The 23,630-nt window shown below is 39.9% G+C and carries 13 protein-coding genes; 3 read left to right on the top strand and 10 right to left on the bottom strand.

Annotation, left to right across the window (positions count from 1 at the left end; translation table 11 throughout):
• Nucleotides 1-32: 32 nt before the first annotated feature.
• Complete coding sequence (locus AAC073_RS20175) at nucleotides 33-1,394, top strand: sulfatase-like hydrolase/transferase (protein WP_339925616.1); 1,362 nt, start codon at nucleotides 33-35, stop codon at nucleotides 1,392-1,394.
• A gap of 279 nt (nucleotides 1,395-1,673) precedes the next feature.
• Here the strand turns inward: AAC073_RS20175 and AAC073_RS20170 are convergent, their stop codons facing one another.
• The 3 genes from AAC073_RS20170 to AAC073_RS20160 form a co-directional block, all read right to left on the bottom strand.
• Nucleotides 1,674-4,472 (bottom strand): DUF6797 domain-containing protein, encoded by a 2,799-nt coding sequence (locus AAC073_RS20170; RefSeq protein WP_339925615.1) that lies wholly within the window; start codon nucleotides 4,470-4,472, stop codon nucleotides 1,674-1,676.
• Nucleotides 4,473-4,754: 282 nt separating this feature from the next.
• Nucleotides 4,755-5,564 carry a sugar phosphate isomerase/epimerase gene (locus AAC073_RS20165; RefSeq protein WP_339925614.1) on the bottom strand — a complete coding sequence of 270 codons (810 nt, stop codon included), beginning with the start codon at nucleotides 5,562-5,564 and terminating at the stop codon, nucleotides 4,755-4,757.
• Between the two features lie 261 nt (nucleotides 5,565-5,825).
• Nucleotides 5,826-7,145, bottom strand: a complete 1,320-nt coding sequence (locus AAC073_RS20160) for a PQQ-dependent sugar dehydrogenase (RefSeq protein ID WP_339925613.1) — start codon at nucleotides 7,143-7,145, stop codon at nucleotides 5,826-5,828.
• A 181-nt stretch (nucleotides 7,146-7,326) separates the two neighbouring features.
• On the opposite strand from AAC073_RS20160, the gene AAC073_RS20155 reads away from it, so the two are divergent.
• Entirely contained in the window at nucleotides 7,327-10,827 is a 3,501-nt protein-coding gene (locus AAC073_RS20155) for a VCBS repeat-containing protein (protein ID WP_339925612.1), read from the top strand.
• Between the two features lie 201 nt (nucleotides 10,828-11,028).
• Here AAC073_RS20155 and AAC073_RS20150 read toward each other — a convergent pair whose 3' ends face one another.
• From AAC073_RS20150 to AAC073_RS20140, 3 genes are read right to left on the bottom strand one after another with little or no spacing between them, the layout of a single operon-like run.
• Nucleotides 11,029-11,430 (bottom strand): hypothetical protein, encoded by a 402-nt coding sequence (locus AAC073_RS20150; RefSeq protein ID WP_339925611.1) that lies wholly within the window; start codon nucleotides 11,428-11,430, stop codon nucleotides 11,029-11,031.
• Complete coding sequence (locus AAC073_RS20145; protein ID WP_339925610.1) at nucleotides 11,430-12,863, bottom strand: RagB/SusD family nutrient uptake outer membrane protein; 1,434 nt, start codon at nucleotides 12,861-12,863, stop codon at nucleotides 11,430-11,432. Before AAC073_RS20145 ends, AAC073_RS20150 begins: the two co-directional genes overlap by 1 nt.
• Nucleotides 12,864-12,872: 9 nt before the next feature.
• A complete protein-coding gene (locus AAC073_RS20140) occupies nucleotides 12,873-15,971 on the bottom strand; it encodes a TonB-dependent receptor (protein ID WP_339925609.1) in 3,099 nt (1,032 codons plus the stop codon).
• 862 nt (nucleotides 15,972-16,833) lie between these two features.
• Between AAC073_RS20140 and AAC073_RS20135 the strand changes: the two genes are divergently transcribed.
• The gene (locus AAC073_RS20135) at nucleotides 16,834-17,082 is read left to right on the top strand and encodes a hypothetical protein (RefSeq protein ID WP_339925608.1); all 249 of its coding nucleotides are present in this window, start codon (nucleotides 16,834-16,836) and stop codon (nucleotides 17,080-17,082) included.
• Nucleotides 17,083-17,524: 442 nt separating this feature from the next.
• On the opposite strand, the gene AAC073_RS20130 is transcribed toward AAC073_RS20135, so the two are convergent.
• The 4 genes from AAC073_RS20130 to AAC073_RS20115 form a co-directional block, all read right to left on the bottom strand.
• Entirely contained in the window at nucleotides 17,525-19,234 is a 1,710-nt protein-coding gene (locus tag AAC073_RS20130; protein ID WP_339925607.1) for an arylsulfatase, read from the bottom strand.
• Between the two features lie 110 nt (nucleotides 19,235-19,344).
• On the bottom strand, nucleotides 19,345-20,781 hold the full coding sequence (locus tag AAC073_RS20125) for a sulfatase (protein WP_339925606.1): 1,437 nt from the start codon (nucleotides 20,779-20,781) through the stop codon (nucleotides 19,345-19,347).
• A gap of 36 nt (nucleotides 20,782-20,817) precedes the next feature.
• Nucleotides 20,818-22,182, bottom strand: a complete 1,365-nt coding sequence (locus AAC073_RS20120; RefSeq protein WP_339925605.1) for a sulfatase-like hydrolase/transferase — start codon at nucleotides 22,180-22,182, stop codon at nucleotides 20,818-20,820.
• Between the two features lie 24 nt (nucleotides 22,183-22,206).
• Nucleotides 22,207-23,601, bottom strand: coding sequence for a sulfatase (locus AAC073_RS20115; RefSeq protein WP_339925604.1), 1,395 nt, complete (start codon nucleotides 23,599-23,601; stop codon nucleotides 22,207-22,209).
• Between the last annotated feature and the right edge of the window lie 29 nt (nucleotides 23,602-23,630).

Genomic DNA, 23,630 nt, shown 5'->3' with positions numbered 1-23,630 from the left:
AGTCTTTTATCATTTTAATATTCATATCAATTGTGATAAAATCATCCATCTTCTTACTTATTATATTTAGTTATTCATCTTTAGTTTTTGGGCAAAAGGAAGACAATAAACCTAATTTTGTTGTCATTTTCACCGATGATCAAACCTACAGGGCCATTGGATATAATAATTCAGAAGTGCTGACTCCAAATCTGGATAATTTAGCAAAAAAGGGTATAATTTTCAATAAAGCCTTTACTTCAACACCTGTTTGCGCTGCAAGTAGAGCTAGTATATTCACTGGCTTGTATCCCCAGACTAATGGAACAGTAGCATTGGATAGAGATTCCTTTATTAAAAACATAGTGAATGAAAACAAATTCAAAACTATGGCCGAATTCTTAAAAGATGCAGGTTATGATACTTACTTTAGTGGCAAATCTCATTTAGGAAATCCCCAGGATTATGGCTTTGGGTTCGGACACGAATCCAGCAATTTTGATGATGAAATAGCCTTTGAGGAGGTGTCAAATTTTATTAAAAAAGCGGATTTTGGCGAGCAACCCTTCCTTATCTGGTTGGCGCCAAGACAACCTCACGTCCCATTGAAACCAGCACAGCAATGGTTAGATCTTTATCCTTTAGAAAATATTTCGATTGAAAAGAATTTTCTTAACACCCCAAGGCTCGAAAGTGTATTTAACCAAGGCTTACCTGGTGAGAATTTTTACAGAGATTCAGATTACATAAATAATTATAAAAATTTACCTGCCGGACCTCCACGGTCAAAAGCGATTATTTCAGAATTCACAAAAGCCTACTATGCGACCATTACTCATCTCGATTCTCAAATTGGACATTTTATAGATCAGTTAAGTGAAAGTGGACATATGGAAAATACCGTTTTCATTTTTCTTTCAGATAACGGCTATTTTCTAGGAAATCATGGCTTGGGGAATAAATTGACCATGCATGAAGAATCCGTTCGGGTACCAATGTTCATCAATTGGGATAAATTAAAAGTTAATACCCATGAATCAGATGCCCTAGTATCCAGTACAGATATTCTACCTACTATTTTAAATATAGCAGGGTTGCCAATTCCTGAATATTTACAAGGAAAATCAATTTTACCAATTTTAAGAGATCCGGCAACTGTTGTAAATGATTTTATAGCTAGTGAAAGTGTAGGAGTTGGAGGTAAAGTTGGCACAGGTCACCGAATGATAAGATCAACAGAATGGAAATATATAATTACTGATAATAATGTTGAATTATTATTCAATTTATCCGAGGATCCCTATGAATTGGATAACCTTATAGACAATGATTTATATGAGCCAATTATAGAAAAACTGAAGGGTTTTTACAAAGTTTGGAGGGATAAAGTAGGAGACGAGAAACCTTTTCCATAAATGCCTGTAAAATGTAAACCTGTAGAAGGTTTTAAGAAGCCCTACCGGCTATATCAATGTCTTCCAATTCTTAGACAAATAACATAAAAAATTTTAGACAGGTTTCGCATCCGCTCAGCCACCTAAAAGCCTGCTACCTTCAAGACATATAGGTCCATCCCAAAGCAAGACAATAAAAAAAGCACACATAAAAATTTATGTGCGCTTTTAATTTCAATATGATAGAGAGCTATTAATTACGCTTGCTTTTTGCAAACTGCGCTAGATTATCGATACTTTTTACTCTAATGTTTTAAAATACAAGATAACTGACTCAATGTCCTTATCGGAAAGCAATCCCAAGAAAGAAGGCATCTCCCCTTCTCTGCCCACCACTACTTTCGCTCCAGGATCAACGATGGACTCTTTGATATAGGCATCGTCTGCTGTAGCTGTAGTGCCGTCTTTAAATTCTCTTTTGGCACCATAAAGTCCTTTTACACTTGGACCTATTTTTCCAGCCACATCGTCGTCAATCGCATGACAAGCGATACATCCGTATTTCAGGAATATTTCTTTTCCCTTAATGGCATCCGCTTGCCCTTCTTCTTTGCCGGCCAATAATGTCGGATCAAATTTTTCGATCAGGTCTGCTGGATTAAGGTTTTCAAATCCCTCCGCCTTCAGGTTGGCTTCGTTAACCCCATTTACGGTCATCCAAACTTTATCAGACCAAGCCGTTCCTTTTTCTGTTTTAAGGTCAAAGGCTACTTCCATTTGCATCACAATCGCAATGTTGGGAACTACCAAAAAAACAGCTTTCTTGTCGGCCGACAAGTGGGCAGCCAATACTGGCATGTTCTCCTCTCCTACTTCGCCATTCAATTGATAATGCCCTGAGCCATATTTTTCTGTCCGCAGGTAATTCCACCTTTTGACTTGATAGCTAGCCAAATCGCTGGCTGTCGCCTCATCCAATACTTGATCAAACCTTAATAGAATCCCTCCCTCACGAACTTTATAAGCTACAGGTAATAAACTTTCCTTGCCGGTATACCTCAATCTAAGAAATGCGCTTAAAGCATCAGAATTGTGCCCCCATAGAGAGAAGCCTGCGAAATAAACCAGACCATCTGTAGGGTTAACCGTACCTTTCATGGTAGGCGCCGGATAAATACCAGGAATCACAGATGCCCCTCCTTGTACGATGGAAGAGCTACTGTCTACTTTCACCAAAAACAATCCTGGCCTGCCATAAGACAAATGAAGCATTTGGTCATTGAGGGGGCCCATCTGATCCGAAGTTACCCAAATTTGCCCCACTCCTGAACGGTCAGCACCGTGAGGAATCCAAGTAATTGGAGGAGTAGTTTCAGGAATAGGCGCTCTATGAGCAGTGGCAGGAACCCCGAAATAGTCTCCTTTTCTAATCAGCATAATAGGTGTAGAAGGCATATAATGCCCTTGCTGATCTGAACCTGTTAACCAACCTTTTTCAGGATGAATCCCTAGGTAAGGCCCTCTAAATCCAGTTGCAAACTGACTTATACTTCTACCATCTGATGAAACCTTAAGGATAGATCCATCATCATTTGAGGCGGATCTAAACCCCATAAGGGCTTTAGGTGAGGAGGCTTCAGGCCCCATGTCCAAGGCCCCAAATTTGGCCACATAAAATCCTCCTTTTGGATCAGCCACCATATCACTGGCCCATTCACGGGTTTCGATAGATTGTGCCATGACATTGGAAAAGTTTTCATAAAAATCAGCAACACCATCACCATTCAGGTCATGTAGCCTGGTGATTCCATCCTTTCCGTAAACATAGATTTCGCCGTTTACCACTTCTATACTTTGTGGTTCATAAAGGCCGGAAGCAACTCTGGTCCATACCAAACGATCTAAATCCTTATTTATGCCTGCTATTTTCCATACATCCCCCTCAAAGGTGACCATGGCAGCCTCGGAATCGCTAAGAAAACTAACATCAACCATTCTAACATTTCGTTTCCAAGGGTTTGGCACCGGCAATGTCAAACGGTCTGTTACAAAAGCTGCGGTATCAGGTGAAATCTGACCCTTGGTCAGCACTTCTTCTTCCCAATATGGCTTGCTTCCTTTTTCAAAATCAGGAAGGATTGACATTTCATTGGCCAAAGCTCCTTTAAATTTATCTTTTTCAGAAGCTGCCCCATTCCAAAGCAATAATTCAAAATCTACTGTTGTTTCATGCGCAGCAACTTCCACTACCAGGTACCTATTGTCTTCAACCGAAAGTGTAATGCCTTCACTGCCATTGGCTAGCCCCATCGCAGTCACTTTATCGCCATGATAAACCAAAACCTGATTGTCGGACAATTCTACATTGCTAATATCAGTGATCTCAGCAGCCATTAGGAAGGTCTTTTTATCAGAAGCTGCCATGGCAAATCTTCTGCTGAAAACGGAAAGTCCTTCATGAAGAATGCTACTTGGTAATTCATAAACAAGGGTACTCCCTACTGTATAAGAAAGGATGACTTTGTCTTCTACTGGATAAATGCCTCCATATCTGCCTATTTCAGCAGGGATAGCTCCCCAAGCAGGGCTCTCAGGGTGCGGGGAGGGTTTTCTCGGGTCTTTTACCGAGGGCTGTCCAATGGACCAACCTGGATAAGCTCCTGTTGCTAGTTTTGCCTCTCCTCCTATTGTTGGGATCTGATTCCCTTTATTGTGAAAATCCGCATAGGAAACCTGAGCCATGGTTACCATTGGCATAAAGTCTCCCGTCCATGCCACCGACCAACGCAACATGTCTGTATCGAAACAGGCGTAAGCATCATTCCCCAGTTTAATAGCCAAAACGCGGCCGGAAATATTATCCTCAGGAAAACCTATACCTAAATCCCTACCATCAAATGAAGTTGTGATATAGGGAAAGAATGGCTCCACAAAAGGGGCAAAACTTTGTTCTTCAAAATTTACTGTAGTTATAAAGTTCTCCTTTTCGGCTTCCCCACAGCCGGATAGAATCAATAGCATTAGGATTAATGTACCGAAAAAATTCCTTGTTTTCGGCCGTTGAAAAAAAATCATGGCAACAGTATCAGTGTGTTTCATTTCTAAGTTATGCAATTTAACTAATAGGTTTTAAATTAAGTTTATTGGGCTTAAAGACATCTGCTAAACGATTGAAAAATCAATTTTTAACTACCATTTCATTTTCGAGTATTGATACCATTTCACCTATTCGAATTCGTCTTCCGGCTTTTTATTCGAACCAGCCTCCCCATTTGGCTTTCCAGCCTTGAAATTACATCCAATACCGTTAATTACAAAAAATAATACCTTACAGTAATACTAGAAATGCATTTCATTGCTTGGATAAAGGAAGAAAGCTTATTATGGGTTGTACCTTTCTTTAAGTAAATTCATCATATAAACATTGATATCCCACTGATTGGCTATTGGCATTTCGGTATACGGAAGTGTAGGCATGTAAGGATATGGCCCAAATTCTGTATTAATGGTTAAATCTTTGTTGTTGGCCTTATGCAATTGGACCACTTTATCCCACCATTTAAGATGAGCAGACATTGCATCTTTCCATTCGGGAGCGCGTGGATCATTTACTTGTGGCCCTTCTGAATGTCCTACCCTACTGTGGATATGGTCTGCTCTGGAAATGGCCAGATCAACAATATCCTCCTGGTCCTCGAGCAAAGACTCGTGTACATTGCACCAATGGGAGATGTCTAAACAGATACGAAGCTCAGGCAGGTTTTCAAAATACTTTTTAGCAACAGGCGCTGAATACAAGCACTTTCCACGATGGGTTTCATGGGTAATGGGAATACCTGATTCTTTTGAAAGCCTATCAGCCAGTTGAAAAAGCGATAAATTGTCTTCGTAATTGAAGTAATCCTTTCCCGTTTGGCAGTTAATTAATACTGGTGCTGCTCCTATTAAATGGTTGAGGTACCTTTCATAGGAGTTTAAATTGGCTTTTGGATTGGTCTCAAAAGATTGAAAATACTGACCAATTAATTCCAGTTCATGGTCTTTAAGAATGGAAAGTAAATTATCCCTTTGCTTTTTCTCCAAGGGTAGATCCATTTCCACCCCGTTGTATCCAGCTTCGCTGACATTTGCGCAAAACTTCTCAAAAGGAAGTGTGTTTCCCCAAAGCGGAGCATAAAATTTAATCTTCATTTTATTTGATGTTAATCCCATTGCTAAACTGAGACCAATTTATAGATTTAAGAAGTAGATAAAAAATCCATCTTTCAAGCAATTAAATTCCAACTATAACTATACGCGATTGCAACACCTTTCCCTACCCTTTAAAACCCAAAAAAAAGGTTCGCAAAGACGGGTTGGGAGGTTTCTGAAGTTTACGTAGGATAGGTATATAAAAAGGGTAAGTGTTTGAACACTTACCCTTTTTATAAATTCTTCAAGTTTGACAGAGACCTATTTTAAAGCCATGGTTTTGTCTTCTTTATAAAATACCCGCCAGATTTTTCCAGTAACAGAGTCTGAAACGATTACGGTACCATCTGGTGCCATTGCAAGTCCTGTAGGTCTATGTTTGGCATCGCTTGGTGCTTCTATTGATTCAACACCTGCAAATCCTTCCGCCAAGTTTTGGAATGCAGCTGAAGGGTCCCCATTTTGAAAAGGTTGAATTGCCACGAAATACCCTTTTTGTCCCAAAGGAGCCCTGTTCCAGGATCCATGAAAAGCGATCAGGGCAGCCCCTTTATAGCTTTCAGGAAATTGATCCCCTGTATAAAATAACAAGTCATTTGGTGCCCAATGCGCTGGGAAAGTAGCAATTGGACCTTCTGTTCCTTCACACCTGTCAGTACTATTTCTATCTCCCCCATATTCTGGTGCAGTCACACGGGCATCTTGCGAGGGGTCAAAATAACAGTAAGGCCAGCCGAAATCAGCCCCATCACTAAGCCTAAACATTTCTTCTGCAGGTTGTTCAGCACTTTCCTCTTCTGTATACATATCCGGAAACAACCCATTCAGCATGTCTCGACCATGTTGAACTGCATAAACATGCCCATCTAGTGGATTGAATTGCAACGCTACAGCATTTCGTATGCCAGTAGAATAGCGATGCCCATCTTCCAATTGTGTTTGGCCGACCTTTGAAGCATCAAATCGCCAGACACCCCCATGTCTTTCCAAAAGAGGACATGGATCCATGGCCGGTGAATCTCTTGTTCTATCTTGTTCCTGACAAGCATTAGAGGGAGCACCTATATTCACATAGAGGTATCCTTTGTCGTCAAAAGTGAAGGATTTGGCTGCATGGGATGTTTGTACAGGCAATCCAGAAACAATGGTGTCTGGAGCAGCTGCGTTATCTGGTAATAAATTGTCCCCAACGAAGGAATACCTGAATATGGTACTGTCATTGGACGCATAAAGACTCCCATCATAGAAAGCCATTCCAGTACCCCCAAAATCACTAAAATACTCAATCTCATCTGCCCTGCCATCTCCATTAGTATCTCTTAAAGCAGCAATCCCTCCTTGATCATTTGCCTCCCTGAGGTTTACATATATATCTCCGTTTTCCCTGACAGCCAAATGCCTTGCTCTACCCAGATCCTCCGCAATTACATAGGATTCAAATCCCGCGCCCAGATTCAAACCTCCCTGGTCTTCATCAGCTGTAAAATAAGGGTCCTCTGAAGCAGTTTCTGTCGGACTACTACATCCTGCAAGCATGCCTCCACATAGGAAAGTTGCTAAAAGTATATTTGAATATTTCATTTTTAAATATGGTTTTAAAGTGGTTAATGATTAAAGATACTGTTATACATCAATAGCCACAAATATTGTACCTTATATTTCCTTCAAAAAACAAACCAAATCATGTCTTAATGATTAAATTTACCTATTAAAAAACAAGGTTTTAATTTCATTGAAACGGTTTATGCAAATATTATATTGAATGAAAAAAAGCCTTTCCCTTCTTAGCAATCATTGCCTGGCATTATTTCTATTAAGTCTTATTTCATGTCAGGACAGTAACCGTTTTACAGCTTTACCCTTTTCGCACACAGGCATTGAATTTGAAAATACACTTTTAGAAGATGAGTTTTTCAATATTCTTACCTATGAATATTTTTATAACGGAGCAGGTGTAGCTGCTGCAGATTTTGACAATGATGGCTTAGATGACCTTGTTTTCACCTCCAATATGGGGAATTGTGAAATTTACGCCAATATAGGGGACTTTGTATTTGAAAATAAAACCCCTAGGTCAGGGATAGTCACCGAGGGTAAATGGGCGACAGGGATAGCCATTGTTGACATCAATCAAGATGGCTTAAGAGACATTTACATATGCTTTTCGGGCCCCTATGGAGCGATTAAAAGAAAGAACGCATTGTACATCAACGTAGGGGACTTTAAATTTATTGAAAAAGCCGCGGAATATGGTTTGGCAGACAATGGATTTAGCACCCAGGCCGCATTTTTTGATTATGACAGGGATGGAGACTTGGACATGTATCTGTTGAATAATATGACAGATGAAACAGGTCCAAATATTATTCGACCCAAAAGGATGAATGGTGAAATGCTAAACACCGACAAGCTTTACCAAAACAATGGAGACGCAACCTTTAGTGATGTCTCAAAAGCAAGTGGCATTACGCTGGAGGGTTACGGCTTAGGTTTAGCCATTGCTGATTTCAATGACGACAATTGGCCTGATATTATGGTTAGCAATGATTACCTCTCCAATGACATTTTGTACTTGAATCAAAAAGACGGCACTTTTCTGAATGTAGCAGGAAAAGTATTTCAGCACACCAGTTATTCGGCCATGGGCAACGATGCAGCTGATTATAACAATGACGGTAAAATAGATCTTATTGAAGTGGACATGCTCCCTCCCACGAATTACCGTCAAAAATTGATGTTTGGTACTACGGGTCATGACCGGTTTACTTCGGAAATCAAAAGCGGCTATGAACCCCAGTATATGCGCAATACCCTACAATTAAACAGAGGGATTAATGTGGAAGGATTACCACAGTTTTCTGAAATCAGCTTTTTGGCTGGCGTTTTTGCTACCGACTGGAGCTGGGCTCCTTTGTGGGCTGATTGGGACAATGATGGTTGGAAGGATCTATTTATTACCAATGGCTATCCACGTGACATCACCAATAGGGATTTCGTGGATTACAGGTCTAGTTTTCATCAATTAAACAGCAAGGAAATATTTGATGAACTAAAGGAATTGAAAGGTGCGCACCTTGGAAATTTTATGTTTCAAAATAGACAAGACCTCACTTTCAAGGAGGTGTCAAAGGATTGGGGTTTTGGTATACCCGGATATTCCAGTGGCATGGTATATTCAGACCTCAACAATGATGGGCAATTAGACCTTGTCATTAACAATACCTATAGTAAGGCTTCAGTTTATAAAAATAACGGCCAAGACCACAGCAAAAACCATTTTTTAAAAATTCGATTGGAAGGAGAAAAAGGGAATCTGCAGGCTTTGGGAACAAAAATAAAACTTTATGTCAATGGCCAAATGCAATATTACGAGCATTATCTAACAAGAGGGTACCAGTCCTCGGTATCTGAGACCATACATTTTGGACTTGGAGACAAGCAACAAATTGATTCGATCCAAATCCATTGGCCGGATGGACAAGTCAATCTTTTGAACGAAACCCTCAGTAATCAAATCATCACTCTTAACAAAAAGAGCTTGGAAAAGGAAAAAGTGAAGCCCCTTTCTAATTCACTGCTATCGGAAGTAGTAGAAGAACTGCCGGAAACACTTCCCATTTTTTATCACCAGGAAAAATTTTATGCTGATTTCAACTTACAGCCATTATTGCCCCATAAACATTCCCAACTAGGGCCAGGCATAGCGGTGGCAGACATTAATGCTGATCAAATGGATGATTTATTTATCGGTGGAGCCTTTGGACAATCAGGAGTTATACTATCCCAACAGGAAGATTCAAGATTTGCTTCAATTCCACTTTCTGACGATAACAGCAATTTTGAAGACATGGGTGCTTTGTTTTTTGATGCTGATTCAGATGGAGATCAGGACTTGTATGTAGTTTCGGGTGGAAATGAATTTGAGGCTGGGTCAGGGCATTATCAGGATCGGCTATATTTAAACGATGGTCAAGGAAAATATGAGCGGGCGCAATCTGCACTACCTACCATTTCGGCAAGTGGCTCTTGTGTCACAGGGGCAGATTTTGATAAAGATGGAGATATAGACCTTTTCGTAGGCGGCAGGTTGGCACCCAATTCCTATCCATTACCCGGGACTTCTCAATTGCTACAAAACGAGGGGGGTACTTTTACAGAAGTAGCTGATCAATTGGCTCCAGGCTTGAAAAATATAGGAATGGTAACAGCCGCATTATGGACTGATTATAATGAAGACAATTGGGTGGATTTGATTTTGGTAGGTGAATGGATGGAAATTACACTTTTTGAAAATCAATCCGGTAAATTGATTTTAAAGGACAGCCTACCAGGCATAAAGGCGAGTTCGGGCTGGTGGAATAGTATCATTGCAACAGATATAAATCAGGATGGAATGACCGATTATATCGTTGGAAATCTTGGACTGAATAGCAGGTATCAAACCAGTATAGAAAGCCCACTTGAAATTCATTGCGGTGATTTTGACAACAATGGAAATTTGGAATCGATCATTTCCTTTGTTGAAAATGGAATAAGGTTTCCTATCCATCCACGTAATGACCTGTTCCAGCAGATCCCACAATTAAAAAAGAAATTTCTCACCTTTCACAGTTATGGAAATGCTGATTTGCCTTCTTTATTAGGTAAAGACCTTATAGAGAAAACCGAAAACACTTTATCCGCTAACACCTTTTCCTCAGCACTTTTGATCAATAGGGGGGACAAAGGTTTTGAGCATATTCCATTACCAAATTTGGCTCAAATCTCGCCAGTCTTTGGCATGGAATCAGGTGATTTTGATGGGAATGGATTAATGGAAATATTTTTAGCAGGCAATTTTCACCAAACAGAAGTAATCACGGGGTCCTATGATGCCTCCTATGGCTTAAGGATGGAATTTGAAGCGGATGAAAAAATACGGGTAAAGGAGCAATTGCCTGGGCTGGGTGGGGATGTCAGGGCTGTGGCTTCTGTATACTTAAGTGCAAAAAAAGGCCTATTTCACATTGCCGCTAAAAATAACCAGCCTACCCAATGGATCAATTTATATGGGAAAAAAGTGATGGTTCCCCCCTTGCCAGAGGTGCCAGGAGCTAAGAAAGCCATGCTGTACTTTAATGATGGTCGATTGAGGGCAAAAGAGTTTTACTTTGGATCAGCTTATTTAAGTCAACTTTCCAACCATATATTTCCTGAGCCTAACCTAGTTAAAGTTGTCTATTATGATAAAGATGGTACTCCAATAAAAGAGCACCATCTTTAATCAGCATTTAAATAATAATTTGCGCCAAACACAGGTTGGATTTTTGACATTCAATCGAAATTGCCACACACTTTGCCTCCCTAGAGGCCCCCAAAAAAGGTTCGCATTGACGATTTGGTATAAATTAAGTCAATATCAAATCGAAATCAGTTTATCAATTCGCAACCCTACTATTTCGAATTTAAACGACTTGGGCACCCCCTAATCCATCCTGGAAAAGTAACGGACCTCAAACCTGTTTTGGTTTTTTCCTTTAAACAATGGCTTTTTATCCGTTCTTAACACCATGTTTTCCCCATCAATAGATAAAATATCATAGACGTTTACCAGTTCACCATTACCATTAAAATATTGAAGACGTTTGTCTTCAATAGCGTACTTGTTACTAACAGAGGCATTTACCGCACTGGTGATCGCCTCACCAGTGGGTAAATAGGTATAAGTTTCCACTTGATGCCAACCTTGGCTAGAGAAATTGAATTGGTTATAATGGTAATAAGCAGAATCCAATCTCCATTCCCCTATTATTTTTTGTTCGTAACTGGTTTCACATGAAAGGATTAAACCAAAAATAAAGCAAAAGATTAATCCTGTTTTCAGCATTAGTATCCAGAATTTTGGCTCAATACACCGTTACTTAAATCGATTTCTCTTTGGGGTATGGCGAAAAGATAATGTTTGGGCCTTTCAAAATTTCTTGGTGGCTTTAATGGCCCCAGGTCTTTTTTATACAGGGCAACAATATCTACCAAATTGTCTTTATCCCAACGAATAAGGTCTTGGTGGCGCTGATTTTCCCCAGCCAATTCTACTCTTCGCTCATGGATCAGGTCTTCGATGGTAGCATTTGTAAGTTCCGTTCTATTTGCTCTTTCTCTGACCGCATTGATTTCAGCATCTCCATTTTGACCTGACCTTATTTTGGCTTCGGCCATCATTAACAAGACATCTGCTGTTCTTAAAATCGGATTGTTATGGCTCATATTAAGCCCTCCCTGAGGATTCCAAGAAGAGTATTTTCTGAAATGATAGCCTGTAGAAGAAAGGTCTTCGGTGTATTCTGTCAGCCCTTTGTCTCCTCCCAAATCTACCATGTCTCCAGGCTTATAAACCGTATAATCCAGTCTGGGATCACCATCCTCAAACTCCTCGATCAAATCCTGCACCGGTTCGTGAAAATCCCAACCTCCCCAAGGTCTTGGTGTGGTGTAAATAATATGGGTATTGTCCTGCCATCCTTGCAGGCTTTGTATAGAGAACAAAACCTCCGGGTTATTTTGCGTTTCCACCCGGAAATTGTCCTGATAATTATCAGCCAAAGGGTAAGGGCCATCTAAAACCTTCTGACCGAATGAAATGGTCTTGTCAAAGGCTTTCTGGTACAGGTACAATTTGGCCAATAGTCCATTGGCAGAACCTTTAGAGGGTCTGCCTGAATCATCTGCATCATGAGAAATGGGCAAAAGATCTGCAGCTCTTAATAAATCAGCTTCAATCTGAGCATAAGTTTCTTCCAAAGTAGCCCTTGGTTTGTTGTAATTGTTTGCGATAACATCCTCTTCTAGGATTATTGGCACACCACCATAGATTACAGCAAATCTCCAGTACATAAATCCTCTTAGAAAATGGGCTTCTCCTAAAGTTCTGTCTTTAAGTGTTTGGTCCATGCTGATATCTGGAACATTTATCAAAACGGCATTGGCCCTGGAAATTACTTCATATTTGTGCCTCCAGCTATAAAATAGCTGCGGGTTACCTGCATCAAAAGTAAAAGATTCTATGGCCTGGTCCTCACCATGATCTCCTGCTCTGAACTGATCGTCAGATGGAATATCAAAGGTGTGTTCCGCATGCCCATAAAAGTCTTCCACTACTAAAGGCTCATACATGGCATTGGCAGCAGCTACAGCATCTTCCCCATTTCTCCAAAACTGTGAGGAAGTAGATTGCCCGTAGGGAGTTGTATCGAGTATATTGTCTTCACAAGCTGTAGCAATTAATACTAGCAACAAAAGAAGTTGAATTGAATTTTTCATATGCTTACATTAGAAAGTTATCGTTGTACCTATGGTCCAGCTTCTGGCTTGCGGATATTGTGCATAATCTGCATTCAATTGCAGGTTGCCATCTGTATATCCTAATTCAGGATCCATTCCCGAGTAGCCTGTAAGGACAAATACATTTTGTCCAGTTACATAAAACCTGGCCTTAGAAACCCCAATTCGGTCAGTGATTGGTGTGGGTAAAGTATAACCAAGTACCACATTTTTTAACCTAAGAAAATCTCCATCTTCCAAAAACAAGTCAGAAGTCCTGTGGTTGAGATTATCTCTTTTAGTCGTCATTCTGGGGATTTCATTGCTTGTTCCCTGGCCATTCCATCGATTGATGGTTTCTGCATACATATTGAAAGGGTAAGTTGGATCTATTCCCTGCATCCTGTCGGCATTGTAAATATCAAATCCAGCATTGCCAAGGAAAAATAAACTTAAGTCAAAATTACCATACCCTAACTGTGCATTTAAACCGTAAACCACTTTTGGATGAGGATTCCCAATGATTTCCCTGTCTGACTCGTCAATGATTCCATCACCGTTTAAATCCAGAAACTTCATGTCCCCGGGTTGTATCAATCCGCCACTTTTTCGTGGATCATTTGCAATATTGCTGTCATTCTGAATCTCCTCGGAACTTTGGTACAATCCATCCGCTCTCCATCCATAAAAACTTGCAATTGGGGAACCCTCATAGGTTCTGGACAATTCCTGACTAGACCTGCCATATAACCTAGAACCTATAAAATTACCATCTACTAATTTGGTGACTTCATTTTGGATAAAGGAAGCATTTCCACTCACCGTATAGGTAAATTTTCCCTGGGATTCTCTAAACAAAACCTCCACTTCAAGTCCCTTATTTCTTAATTCACCAAGATTTTGGTTGGGTATCTGTGCAGTCCCTATGGATCCAATGGTGGGAGGAGCGATCAGCATGTCTTTGGTGTCCTTTATAAAATAATTCAAATTGGCTAGCAAACGGTTGTCTAAAAAGCCTAAATCCAGGCCTATATTTGTCATTTGGGCTGTTTCCCAAGTAATCCCAAGATTTGGTACCCTGGTTTGTGCGGCGCCTACTGTTTGGTTTCCCCCAAAAGAATACCTTCTTCCAGAGCTAATGAGCGCCAGGTATTGTAATCCCGGAACATTTTGATTTCCCAGGCTTCCCCATCCACCGGTCAATTTCATATTGGAAATAAAGCCAACATTTTGAAAGAAATCCTCTTCTGAGATTCTCCAGCCAAGTGAGAAGGCTGGGAAATAACCCCAGCGATTTCCAGGTGCAAATTTAGAGGACCCATCACTTCTAAAAGTGGCGGTCACCAAATAGCGTTCATCATAATTATAAGTAGCCCTGCCAAAATAGGATGCCAGGGCATCATATGATTTACCTCCATCTATTCCGTTCAAGGTTTGGCCCACACTTAAAAATCTTTGATCAAATGACTCATCCAGAAAATCTCTTTTACTGGCACTGAATCCATCTGAATTAAAGGTCTGGGTGGTATATCCTCCAACAAAATTAAAATTATGCAGGTCATTGAATACTTTATCATAGGAAACAAAGTATTCGGCCAATACAGAATAGTATTCATTGTAGCTTCTTGAAAGAGAATTCATAGAATTGGTTCTTATCTGGTCATTGACAATGATATTGAAATTATAACCATCACTAATGAAACCATCCAAACCAAAATTAACCCGGAACTTAAGCCCTTCAATGATTTCATATTCAGCATTTAAGTTTCCTAAAATCTTGTGGCTGGTACTGTTATTGTCCTGTGTATTCTGGGTAAATATAGGATTGTTAATGTCTCCGAATTCTCCTGAAATCTGAGAAGAACTGTAAGAACCATCTGGATTCATAACAGGCAACCCAGGGTGAAAGCGTATTGCACTCCATAAGACGCCGGTTTGTGCTGAGAGTGTATTTGGGCTTCTTTGATTGATCGATACAAGCTGTAGATTTTGGCCTACCTTAAACTTATCACTAATCCTATGGTCAGAATTAATTCGAAAGCTTAGTCGCCTAAAGTCAGAATTAGAAATCATCCCTTCTTCCTTAAAATAGCCACCAGCGAGCATAAAAGAAGAATTATTGTTTCCGCCTCGTAGTGTAAGGTCCACATTCTGCGTGGTGCCCTGTCCCAAAAGTTCTTCCTGCCAATTGGTCTTTTGCGTTTGGTAAGCTGCATTTTCCCAAATGGGATTAATCGTTAATCCATCATTCGTGTACCTTTCTCTTTTCAGGCTGGCCAATGTAGGTGCATCCAGCACGTCGATGGTCTTTATGGCGTTGGAAACGCCCGTGTAACCATTTAACTCAACTCTCAATGGTTGGTTGAAGTCACCACGTTTAGTGGTGACAATCACAACGCCATTGGCCGCTCTTGTTCCATAAATCGCGGAAGCAGACGCATCTTTTAATACCTCAATGGATGCTATATTATTTGGGTTTACGTCATTAAGGTTACCACCAGGAACACCATCTATGATAATTAAAGGGTCTGCATTGTTAAGCGTTCCCGTCCCTCTAATTCTAATAGAACCCTGATTTCCGGGTGCGCCACCATTTCTTACCACATTGACTCCCGCTGCCCTTCCTTGCAATGCCTGTGCAGCACCTGATACTGGTAAATTCTCCAGGTTATCCCCTTTTATAGAAGATACAGCACCGGTAACATCTCGTTTTTCTTGGGTACCATAGCCCACCACTAATACTTCATTCAGGGAGGATTCATCCTGTATCAATTGCACATTAAGCACGCTTTCATTTCCAATGGTGATGACTTGCGTTTTATACCCTATAAAGGATATCACCAAAGTGCCATTTTCCGGTATATCTATGGAAAAATTACCGTCAATATCAGATACGGTCCCTTGAGTAGTTCCTTGTAAGGTAATGGTGGCCCCTGGTAATGGAGCACCCGTCTCATCGACAACAGTTCCTTTAAGGTCTGCTAAAATACTATTTTCTAGCGCCACCAGAGAGGCCGAAACTGGTTGAACCAGTAGTACTGAAAATAGAAGTGATGCAACCAACCAAATAATGCGATGGATGCTCATTTTAGGAATAGTTTTTTTCATAGGGTGTGTATTAGATGTATATTGAATTCATATTTATAGTCACATTCATTAGCAATGCAGAAAATTTTACTTTTGCCAATCAGTTGGAATCGATTACTTTAACCTGGATCATGTCAAATTGAAGATTTGCGACTTATTTGGATAATCTTTTAGACTATTCTCTTACCTAATTCCCGGAATTTCAATGCTGATTTACACCTTAGTAAATATTTGATATTAAATTTTGTAAAAAATTACCAAAGCATCAAATTAATTCGTTAAAATAATATTAATAAAATATTATTAGTTACCACATTCACATAACAAATTCCTAATGATTGAACTTGCCTTCGTTAATTCTTCTAGACATTAGTAATCTAAGTCCGCTATTGAAATCCACAGTCTTATCTTAATACTTAATGTAAATCCCCCAAAAGATGAGGTAATAATTACTTGAATTGTTTTTATCACTTTAAGCCCGAAATAGGGAATAGACCTTTTACCATGTGCCACAATCAATTAATAATCAGCCTATTAATTGTTTTTTTAAGAAATCTTTGCCCATTGTGGTGCTATGCTAATTCTCTGAACAACTTTGTTTTCTCGCGGATTTAATCTTTCCCGTAAATACGGAACAGGCTTCAAGAATTATACTGCATGATCTGATTTATACTATCAAAGACAAGTTCTCAATTCAAATTACACTGCCTGTGTAAAGCTTATAATAATCAAAGGCTTACAATTCAGAACATCCCATTAGCAGTTGTTTTTCACCTGCTTATTCTTAAGAAGTCTAAATACAAAAAGTTGGTTTTCAACTATTTAAATTGATTCTATCTGCCTTCTGTGGTAAATTTATATTGAATCTTAAACCAAATGAATTATGTCTATCAGATTAGCAAGTAACTGTAATAACTGTGAAAATTTAGATTCCAGTGGTATATGCAAAATTCATGGCGTAAAAGTCAATGAAAGCTATACCTGCGATACCTTCGAAATGAAAGCAGCATTAAAAGACAACAAAAATTGTAACTCTTGCCTAAGGTATGAAACAGATGATTGTGCCAATCCTCAAAAAGCAGCTCCTGGAATGCTATGCTCCCATTGGGCACCTCAAAGTGCCAATGCCTAGATGTTTATAAGGAATACCACAAAAAAGGTCAGCATTAAAATGCTGACCTTTTTTGATTTAATGAAGCTAATTTAGATTTATGCCATTTTTTTTATTCCAGCCTTATGGAAATTAGTAAAATGGATGCTCAATGGCGCTAGAACAAAAAATCTGTTTGACGCCTTTTCGGCGGAGTTTTTTTTGTTTAGCCATTCAGTATTCATTTTACATTAAGATTTACATACAGCCTTGATCTTTTTGGTTGGCTTTTTCATCATAGCCTGCCCTGATTTATAATTCACTTAGGGGAAAAAATGAACAGGAAGAGATAAGGGTAATCAGTAACTTATCCCTTAAAATCACATTAAGGGGTTAATTAAAACCATTAATTATAGGAGTTAGATGGTATATGTATTAGAGTGTCTCCTGAATATTTAGGGCTTCAAACAAACCTGATACTTTTTTAATCAATCCGTTCAAATTCCACCCACAAAGGGAACATGCTTTTTCCTCCACTCATAAAATGTGGGGTAACACTTCCTTTGTAGTGCTTCAAATGAACATTTTTTAATTCAATCATATCCGTTGGCATTTGACTTATATGGGATTGTATGATCTGTGTTTTGGTTTCCAACATTGCCTTGCCAGCTTTAGTCAAGGGTTCAATAAATTTATACCTGATGTTATAATTCCCTTCAAGAATTTCAACATTCCAATACCCATATATCTCTTGTTGTGTCCATATGCCTCTCTGTCCCGAAGCGTCATTGCGATTCAATATTAGCGGATTCTCATGTTTTGTCCCAACTATTGGCATATGGTCCTCCATGAGGTTTGGCGAATCAGTTAACTCACCTACCATTTGATCTATGGCTCTTTTAAGTTCTTGGGCCTTTTCCGGATGACTAGCTACAATGTTGTCCAATTCATAAGGGTCCTTTGCCAAATGAAACAACTCGAAGTCTTTTGGGGCTGCATCATAGCCAATATTCCCAACCAATTTATATGGGCCTTTTTGGATGGCAATGTTTTCATACAATTCCGGCAACTTCCGGGTCCAGTAAAAAAACAAAGGCCTTTGATCAAATGCCGCTTCATTTTTATCTTTCCCCTCTAATAATCCAGCAAAACTAAGTCCATCTATTTCTCGGTCATTTGGCACTTTTGCTTGGCACAAATCAGCCAAAGTAGGCAATACATCAATATGAGCCAAAGTGGCATTTACCTCCTGGTTTGGTTTTAAGCCATTGGGATATCTGACAAGAAAGGGCACTCTCACCCCTCCACGGTAAACGTTCCCCTTCTTCCCTCTCATGCCAGCGACATACCTGAATTGCTGCGGTCCATTGTCTGTCATGAAAATGATTATGGTATTCTCTGAGATGCCCCTTTCTTCCAACTTCTGCATTAGCTTCCCTATATTGTCATCAATATTGGACACCATGGCATATACCTTTCTAGCATCTTCTTTGTCGTTATCGCTCATTTTAGGCATTGGCATTCCATTGCCGTCAAAGCCTACAGATGGATCAATTTCTTTGTATTTTTGGTAATATTCGTCTGGCACCTGCAAAGGAGTGTGTGGCGCATTAAATGATAAGTACAAGAAAAATGGCTTTTCCGGACTTTGATTTTCTACAAAGCGAATGGCTTCATCAGTAAATATATCAGAACAATAGCCCAGAAATGACTTCTGTTTGCCATTGTACCAGAGGATAGGATCAAAATAACTGCGGTCTTTTTTGAAATAAGTCGTGAAATCTCCAGGTTGCCCCATCCCTCCTGCCAAGTGTATCAAGGATTCATCAAAACCCTGATCTCCAGGACGGAAAGGATAATTGTCTCCCAAATGCCATTTTCCAAACGCTCCAGTTTCATATCCAGCATCCTTAAGCATTTCAGCAAGGGTAATTTCCTCTGTAGCCATGGTAGCGCCACCATTATAAGTATCCCTAACACCTGTACGCAAGGAATACCTTCCTGTCATTAAGCTAGACCTGGTAGGCGCACAAACTGGGGAAACATAAAAATTATTAAGCCGAACACTTTCCTGCGCCAAATTATCTATCACAGGAGTTTTGACATGCGGATTACCCGTAAATCCAAAATCCCCATACCCTTGATCATCAGTAATAATAAGGATAACATTGGGTGGATCCTTTTTCAACTGCATTGGTTTTGCTTGCAGGAATTGCGACGGAAATTCAGCGACAAACAGTAAGAATAGTATGCAGAATGATCTCATTTTATATTTTTCTTTAAATGAAAAGAATGGGTTTACAATTATTTTTCAAGCTGATTCTCTACTGGTACAATCCCTGCCTGGTGTTCTGCCAATACCTTTCTTATTTCAGCTATAATCTCAGGATGGTCTTCAGCTATATTAAACCGCTCACCTGGATCATTATTCACGTTATACAATAGAGGTGTTTCCAAAATGGTAGCACTATTTTCTACTGTAACTGCGGGATGGGTCGTGGGATGGGCTGTTGGATTTCCATATTCAAGCTGGGTGATAAAATGGGCTTTATAATCCCCTTTTCTCACAGCAAACACTCTTTGACCACGGTAATAAAAAACAGTCTCTCTCTCACTTTTCCCTGTACCTTTAAGCAAGCCTGAAATATCAAAACCATCATACACCCTATCATCAGGCAATGCTGTTCCTGAAATGGCGCAAAATGTGGGCAACAAATCCATAGTTGTGGCCATATCCATAACCACACCTGGCTTAATTTGTGCTGGCCACCAAAAAACAGTAGGCTCTCTCATACCCCCTTCAAAAGTACCTCCTTTGGCTCCTCTAAGTAATCCAGCAGTACCTCCATGGGTCTTAAAAATATGCCATGGCCCATTGTCAGAGGTAAAAACTACTAAGGTGTTCTCAGCAATGCCTTCCTCTTTCAAAGCAGCTAAAATTTGACCAACCGACCAATCAATTTCCTCTATAACATCTCCATAGATTCCTCCCAAAGACTTGTCCTTAAATTCCGAAGACCTGAACAAAGGAATATGAGGAAGGTTGTGGGCCAAATAAATGAAAAATGGATCCTTTTTAAAATCTTTGATTTTTGACACAGCTTCTTCTGTATATCTTTTGGTGAGGTTTCTTTGATCTGTTGGGCGTTCTACTATTTTATTGTCCCTCATCAGTGGAACGTTATAAGCGTCAAACTTCTCGTTATCCGTCAAGGTAAAATGATCTGTTTTGTCAACCTTATCCATGTCATTTGAATATGGTATGCCAAAATAACTGTCAAAACCATGATCAGTAGGTAAAAAGGGAGACTTGTGCCCAAGGTGCCACTTTCCTATGGCAGCCGTTTGGTAACCATTACCTTTTAATGCCTTTGCAATGGTAATCTCAGATTGAGGAAGTCCACCATTGGAGTCAGGGAAAAGTACCCTTCTTTTATCACTGCTCATTCCAGAACGGATTGGCAACCTTCCGGTTAAAATTCCTGCTCTACTAGGTGTACAAACCGGTGCCGCTACATAAAAATTGGTCCACTTTTGCCCTTCAAAGGCCATTCTATCCAAATTGGGTGTTTTGATGGAAGGGTGACCAAAAACCCCTAAGTCGCCATAGCCCAGGTCATCTGCAAATATCACAATAATGTTTGGAGGATCGTCTTTTTGTCTGGCCTCAGACAGTGAAATAAAGCTCACTAAGCAACTAAAGATTAAACCTAAGACTATTTTGGGATTTATAAGTTTCATGTTTTTCGTTTCTGAGATGTATTTAAATTTTTTACGCTATTCAGGCTGTTGCCAAGGTACTTTGCCTCCCTCTTGAATATGAGACATTAAATAAGCATTTAATTTTTTAAAAACTTCCGTATTTTCTGCAATTAAATTGTCTTTTTCGGATGGGTCTTCTTTTAGATTATACAGTTCCATTGGTTGAAAAGGGCTATTTTGCAGCAATTTCCAATCCCCTAGCCTAAGGGCATGATAGGCCTTTCCTCCATACCTTGCACCCCCTTCTCGGCGGACAAAATACAAAGGTCTTGCTTCTTCAGACATGGTTTCCCCAAGGAGAGTTGGTAAAAAACTCCTCCCATTGATTGCATGGTCCATGGAGACACCTGCTATTTCTATCAAGGTTGGGAAAATATCCATGGATAGGTTTACTTGATCTGAGCTGCTTCCTGCTTTAATTCTTGAAGGCCATGAAATCGCTGTAGGCACTCTCAACCCACCTTCATACATGCTTTGTTTCCCATCGCGCAATGGGCCATTATTGGCCAAATCAGGTAGATGGCCTCCGTTATCACTTGTAAAGATAATTAGTGTATTTTCATATTGTCCGGATTCCTTGAGGGCATTTATCACCTGTCCGATGCCATCATCCAAATGCTCAATAAAGGCTATTAAATTGGTCCGCTTCTCTGGTAAACCAGGTTCTCTTTTCTTCACTTTATCCACCCATGTTTTTGGCGGTTGCACAGGAAAATGAGGCGCATTGTAGGCTAAATAAAGAAAAAATGGGTTTTCCTCTTCACTCCTGTCTTTAATGTATTTCACTGACCATTCGGTAAAAAGATCTGTGGCATGGCCCTCGGGATCGATGATTTCCTCATTCAATCGCATGTAATTTTTCCCATGTCTCCGTTTGATCAGGTAATCGTCCATCATGTCTTCCAACCAACCATGAAAGTAATCAAAGCCATGATCATTGGGCAGGTTGGGGTGTTCCAAACCCAGATTCCATTTCCCTATATGTGCCGTGTGATATCCTCCCTTTTTAAGCATGGCTGGCAATAAGATCGTTTCTGGATTCAAATACCCCCAATTATTGGCAGGTTTTGACCTTACAAGCCCTGGCACACCTACGTGATCCGGGTAACGTCCTGACATCAGTGAAGCCCTAGTAGGTGCACATACCGGTGAGTTGGCATAAAAATAATCCAACTGCATCCCATCATTTCGAATGGCATCTATGTGGGGAGTCTGAATATCCTTGGTGCCATAATAAGATACATCATGGTACCCCTGGTCATCAGTAAAAATAATCAATATATTGGGCTTATCTGATTTCGTGTTCGTTTGTGCATTTACAATTCCTACGCGAATAATTAGGCAAAAGAATAAAACGCACTTCCATCCAGTTAACTTCATTTTTTGAATTTTCGATTTTTATATTTAATTATTTGGCCAAGAAAAATCCCTCCAATCAATGGCTTCTTTTACAATTTCTTCGTGCAATTTGATCATTTCTTTTTTCATACCTTCAAACACTTCAGGATTTTCTGATGAAACATCCTTACTTTGTTTAGGGTCATTTCTTAAGTTGTAAAGCCTAAAATTCTGCAACTTGGTTTCTTTAATTATACCAATATATTCTTCTTGAAACATATTCCCCCTAGGAATTTCAATTTCAGGATCTGCGATCAGGTTCCAAGAGTCTTTCCTAATCACTGCCACTGGCCTTGAAGGAGGGTAAAACCAATACAATGGTTTTTTACGTTCAAACTTTCCCTCCTTAAATACAGGCAGTAAACTCGATCCATCGATTACTATATTTTTGTCAATTTCCCCTTCAACAATTTCCTTGATTGTAGGGAAAATGTCCACAACTCCTGCAGGTTGGTTTTCAATGGTGCCTTCTGCAATTACTCCCGGCCAACTAAAAATTCCAGGAACTCGAATGCCACCTTCCCAAAGGGTGGTTTTACCTTTGGTCAACTCACCATTGCTACCATTGCTCCCCCTATAGCTTCCGTTGTCAGACATAAAAACAACTAGGGTTTCACTTGTTAGCCCTTGTTTTTCCAGTTCCGTCAATACCCTACCAATGGCAGCATCCATATTTTCGATACTCCCATAATAAGCTGGCAAATTAGTATCTTGGTGCTTTTCCAAATAACCATCCGGTGCTGCTACTTTCTGGTGCGGTTCATGAAACCATAAATTAATGAAGAAAGGTTTGTCTTTTGGTCTATCCTCAAGCCAGCCTATGGCTTCATCAGCCAAAAAATGGGAAGAATAGCCCTTCACCTCTCCCAAGGCAAGCCCATTCCTAACAAAATTCTCAGGATTGTGATGGGATGGAATGGCGTTATTACCTGTAGCTATCCAATGGTCAAAACCCTGGTCTCCAGGATTTGGCCCTGGTCCGGAACTCTCTTCCAGGTCATAACCTAAATGCCATTTTCCAATATGTGCCGTAGCATAACCTGCTTGTTTTAATAATTCAGCAGTAGTAAACTCCTTTTCGACCAAATGCATTTTATGAGAAGTATGTATCCAACTGTAGATTCCCGCCCTAACGGAAGAACGCCCAGTCATTAATGCAGCCCTAGAGGGTGAACAAACTGCAGAGCCTGCATAAAAGTCTGTAAACCGCATACCTTTCGCCGCTAAATTGTCAAGATTTGGCGTATTTACCTGCGTACTACCATAACAACTCAGGTCACGGTACCCCAGATCATCTGCCAAAAGCAAGACTATATTCGGCAATTGCTTGTTCTGGGCTATAACACCTCCAAAGGGAAGGAGAACAATTATTAGTAAACTTATATATTTCCGTAAAATCATGCGTATTTTTCAATTGGTCCAATTAATTG

Origin of the sequence: uncultured Cyclobacterium sp., from assembly GCF_963977555.1 — a bacterium.
GTDB lineage: Bacteria > Bacteroidota > Bacteroidia > Cytophagales > Cyclobacteriaceae > Cyclobacterium.
This window is presented reverse-complemented; position numbering and strand designations above follow the sequence as displayed.